Source organism: bacterium (assembly GCA_035527515.1).
Classification (GTDB): Bacteria; B130-G9; B130-G9; order B130-G9; family B130-G9; genus B130-G9.
The window spans coordinates 1-4885 of record DATLAJ010000160.1 but is presented as its reverse complement, the minus strand read 5'-3'; the positions used below and the strand labels follow the sequence as shown (position 1 = coordinate 4885).

2 protein-coding genes are annotated in these 4885 nt (G+C 55.5%); both read left to right on the top strand.

From position 1 onward, the window contains the following. Nucleotides 1-436: 436 nt before the first annotated feature. On the top strand, nucleotides 437-3367 hold the full coding sequence (locus VM163_13125; protein HUT04822.1) for a right-handed parallel beta-helix repeat-containing protein: 2931 nt from the start codon (nucleotides 437-439) through the stop codon (nucleotides 3365-3367). A 24-nt stretch (nucleotides 3368-3391) separates the two neighbouring features. After that, on the top strand, nucleotides 3392-4669 hold the full coding sequence (locus tag VM163_13120) for a hypothetical protein (GenBank protein HUT04821.1): 1278 nt from the start codon (nucleotides 3392-3394) through the stop codon (nucleotides 4667-4669). Nucleotides 4670-4885: the final 216 nt, after the last annotated feature.

Below are 4885 nucleotides of genomic sequence, written 5' to 3'. Positions count from 1 at the left end.
CCGGCCGAGGTCGCGAAAGGGATGAACTCCGAAATCCTCAGGGCTGAGGAATTCCTGCACAAATAAGCCCCACGCCGTGATCCATAAAGAGTGCGGCGAGAGCGGTGGGTGCGGATCATTGACGGTTGAATGAAGAAATATGGAAAAATTCCGGAAATTTCCAAAATCGCGATCTCCTTGTACAGCAATGACTTATGACAGCTCTCGAACTGAATCCGCAAAAAATCCGGCAATTTGACTTGACATTTGAACATTCTGTGTCATAATATGGGCAGAGGGACGTGATACAGCAACAAGGATAACCAACCAGCAGCCCTCCGGCAACCGCGCCGACCGTTCGGTGCATGGCGCGGTACGCCCAGGAAACTTCATATTCGCACGGTTCGGGGTCGCATCGGAGCACCCGCCGCCGGAATCGAACACGGGAGGTTCACACATGCGCAGCGTTCTCATCGCCATTCTTCTTCTCGCCACCTCCACCTTCAGCGTGACCGCCGCCGAACTCATCCTCGAGAGAGCCCACGTGGGCGGCATGGAGTACGATCCGATCCCTCACGGCACCGGCACGACCCAGGTCAACGTTTACGTCGACGACGTTGCTGGCTTCTACGGAATTCACCTCTACCTCAGGTTCATCTCCAAGACCGGCGCCGACGCCAGCAATTTCACTATCGCCGCAGGCGATCCTTACTTCAACTACTACGACGTGGTCCTCTCCGAACAGATGGCCGCAAAGACTCCCGTGGAACGGGGCGCTGACGCCCAGTCAGTCTTTTTCAGCTTCAGTTCGGCGCAGGCTGTAACGTCGAGCCTGCCGCTATTGCTCTTCACGATCACACTGGATTACAGTGTGGACCTTCAGGCCAGCGGGCCCTACCTCATCGACGCTTTCCGCGAGATGGGAAGGCAAACCGAGATTCTCACCACCTTGAGGGAGGGTGACCAGAAGGGCGTCCCGTTCTTTGTCACTCGCGGCAGGATCAACGTCGGCAGCTCGCTGAAGGTCAGGTATGTTGCGGAGGACGGGGACGACGAAGGTGAAGGAACGGCTGAAGATCCGCTGGCTACGATCCAAGAAGCGGTAGACAGGGCCGTGGATGGGGACGTTATTGTCTTGAAAGATGGGACGTACACGGGAGAAGGAAATAGGGACGTCCGAGTTTCAAAGACCGTTTTGATATGTTCAGAGAATGGCCCCGATGATTGCACGATTTCCATCGGAGCAACTGCTATTGTTAATCATCGAGCCTTTTACATCGTCCCATCGGGGGTCCCCGGGGGCCCGGATCGGTGCAACTCTTGTGAGATTCGCGGCTTGACCATTACCGGCGGAGCAGCCATGGACGCCAGAGGAGGAGGCGCCATTCTTGTAAATGCAGCGTCTCCCACGATCAGAGATTGCCATTTCGTCGACAATTCAGCATGGGACGATCCACCTTATTTCCCAGCTAAGGGCGGTGCGTTATCGGCATATGTTTCTTCGCCAATTGTGCTAAACAACACTTTCGAGGGGAATTTCTCGGAATCTTTCGGCGGGGCCGTGTACATCGTCGTCGGCAGAGGCGTTTTTCGCGGGAACCAATTCACAGGCAATTCCGCACAAGACGGCGGGGGTGCCTGCGTTGAGGGGCCAGGTGATCATCTCTTCGAACACAACGACTTCACCGCCAACCTTGGATCAGGCGGTGGGATCGCAATTGGAGGCTATTCTACGACTCCAACCTTGGTGGGAAATAGCATCACCTATAACAACTTGTCTAACGACTTCTGGACATGGGGCGGCGGGATCGCTGTCTGGTCGGGGTGCCCGACCATCGCCAATAACTTCATCTGCAACAACGGCGCCCAAGTAGGAGGAGGCATATACTCCGAAGGCGGCAGCCCGACAGTCTTCAACAACACGATAGCTGCCAATGTTTCATATCAAACATGTGGGGGCGGCGTCTATAATACATCGTATCCTCCGCTTGTAATCCATAATTGCATTCTGTGGTACAACGGCAGCAGTAGCCTCTACAATTGCGATCCCGCGCATTCTTGCTTTGAGGGGGCGGTGGAGAATGACGGAAACTGCAACATTTCCAGTTTTCCCCACTTTGTGGATCCTGCCTCTGGTGATTTTCGGCTGAAGTCGTACTCCCCATGCATCGACACCGGCGACAGCGATCTGGCAATAGAGGGCGACGCCGATGCCGAGTTCAGTCCGCGTGTCCTTTTTGATGAGGTGGATATCGGTGCACACGAGTCTGTATCTCGCAGCGGTGACTCAGACTTCGATACACTTCCCGATGACTGGGAGATTGAGCACTTCGGAGATTTGGATGAGTCCCTTTCAGGGGATCCCGATAGTGACGGCATGGATAATTTCGAGGAATACAGGGATGGCACTCCCCCGGCCATGAAAACAACCTTCGTATATGTTGACGCTCGAGCCACAGGCTTCGAGGATGGATCCGTGGATCACCCCTTCGATACGATTCGGGAAGGTGTTGATCTGTCTGTTGGAGTCGTTTGTGTTGCCGGGAAGATTGAGGGCCAAGGCGGAGAGTATTCCGAGGAGGTCGTGATTAGGAACAAATCCCTTCAGATATTGGGCGGGTACAACGGTTCCTTTACGACCTGTGATCCATCCACCTATCCGACGACAATAGATCCGTCAAGCCTGGAATCCCATGAGACCGGACGAGCCGTAACGTTCATTGGGTGCTCCTACGCAAACGTGGAAGGATTCACTATTTCCGGTGGAGACGCTTCCCTTGGCGGAGGCATCTACTGTGATCGTTCGATCGTAGTCATCTCGGATAACATCATTCGAGACAATAAGGCGCTCGTCGGGGGCGGAATCTGCCTCTACAAGTGCTACAGCCCAACAACCATTTCGGAAAGTACGCTGCTCGCCAATACGGCGCGAGACGGAGCGGCTATCGCCTGTATTGAAACGTACGCTATCATAGACGACAACACAATCGGCAGCCAGTCCTATCCCAACTCAGCGGAACGCGATGGCGGCGGGATATACTGCCAGGCTGTCACCAATATCTACATCAAGAACAACCTGATCTCGTCCAATGAAGCGCGGGGTCACGGAGGGGGCATTGCCTTCTACAAATGCCAATTGCCGACTCCAAGGTCACCGGAAAAATCAAACATACAGAAAAACCGCATCAGCGATAACAAGGCGTCAATTGGTGGTGGGTTCTCGATCATGAGAACCACGAACTGGTCGGCGGTCTGGAACGTGATATGCGGCAACACTGCGAATCAAGGGGCCGGAATCTACACGAGCGCTTCGACGGGTTCCCGCGCTTACGTCTGGTCCCTGCAAAACAACACAATAGCGGATAACAGTTGTGCCGATCCGTTCTGAAACGAGACGTAAAGGAGTGCAGTGATGAAGAACGTAATCAGCTTCTCGTTAGCAGTGGCCATGATCTGCGGATCAGCAGCTCTTGCTGAATCAATCGGTGTTCTGGAGGCGGCTGGCCTCGGGGAGAGCGAGCGAAGCGAACTGTATGACAACCTGTCCGCCGCAGGATTCATCTTTCAGCGGCCTTTGGTTGGGCGCCTTGCCGGCCAGGGCAGCGTGTGGAGCATTCCGGCAGGGATGCCTTTGACCGATGCTGCCGCGATCGCGGGAAGCCTGGACGGTGTAGTCGGTACCGAGGACCTCAACGTTTGCGCCGAGCCTTCGGAGTGCTCGCCCGTGTCATACGCTCTTCCTGGACAAGTCAGGGTGATCATCAGCCATGCTCCCGCCACGCCGGAGCGAGAGGCCGTTCGCGATGTCCTCAGATCAAGAGGCCTTATGTTTGTATCAGAGGACTATCCCAACCGCAGTGCCTGGTACGACTATTATGGCGAGGTCTGGCAGTGCTTCCCGCGCGAATACACGCTTGAGGAAGAAGTTGCCGCGTCAACCGTGCCCGGTGTGGTCACAGTCCAACTGCTGGGTAGGGCCCCCAAAGCCATGGCGGATGGCGTTCAATACGCAGGCATCCTTGAGATTCCCTCCCTCGATCCGGCTAGGCGTGCGGTGCTGCATTCCCACCTTGCTGAATTGGGGTTCATCTACGCCCGTCCCCTCAAGGGCCGCCTCCAAGGGCAAGGTTACGCTTGGATCGTGCCGAGTGTGCCATGGGCCAGCGCAGCAGTCAAAGGCATGTCTGAAGTGGTTGGGATTGTCAATCTGCATTTCTGCGCTGTCCCGGCTGAGTGTTTGCCCGGATTCCGGTATACGACTGGATCCCTAGCCTACGTGAGGCTTAACAACGAGCCTGGTCAGGACAAGTGGCAGACGTACAGGTTGCTGCAGGAAAAGGGATTCATGATGCGTTACGACGACCAAAGCTTGTCACCTAACTATGGATCCATACATGACATGGAGGGCTGGCTGTACCTTAAGGGGGAGTTCTCGGTTTCGGAGGCGCAAGATGAGTTTCGAAGCACACCCGGAATATCTTGGGGAAGTGTGGACATGCGCATGGACTGGCCGCAGCCGTTCGGGCCTGACTTGGAGGCCAATCTGAGGAAGATTCGCAGTTGTCTTGGCAAGAGCATTTTCTCCTGTCCCGAGTGCGATGTCAACGGCGACTGGCGGATCAACATATTGGATCTGATTGTTCTTCGGAATCACATGCAGGACCCGCCGTTCCCGTTCCTGGGCAAGTAGCCTTCATAGGGACAACAGCGTTTCAAAGGAGGAAACCATGTCACGGATCATGCTTCACTGTGGGCTTGTTCTTGCGTTACTGGGCGCCGCCATCAACGTCAATGCGCAGCAGTTGCCCGTGCGGACAATGCCCCCGCGCGGCACGATAGAGGTCGTGCCTGGCGAGTTGGTCGTGCGTTTTGCTGCGGGGCCGGCAATAGCAGCACGGCAGGAAAT

Coding starts and splice junctions, on each gene's coding strand:
- VM163_13125 (HUT04822.1), top strand. CDS start 437: ATGCGCAGCGTTCTCATCGCCATTCTTCTTCTCGCCACCTCCACCTTC.
- VM163_13120 (HUT04821.1), top strand. CDS start 3,392: ATGAAGAACGTAATCAGCTTCTCGTTAGCAGTGGCCATGATCTGCGGA.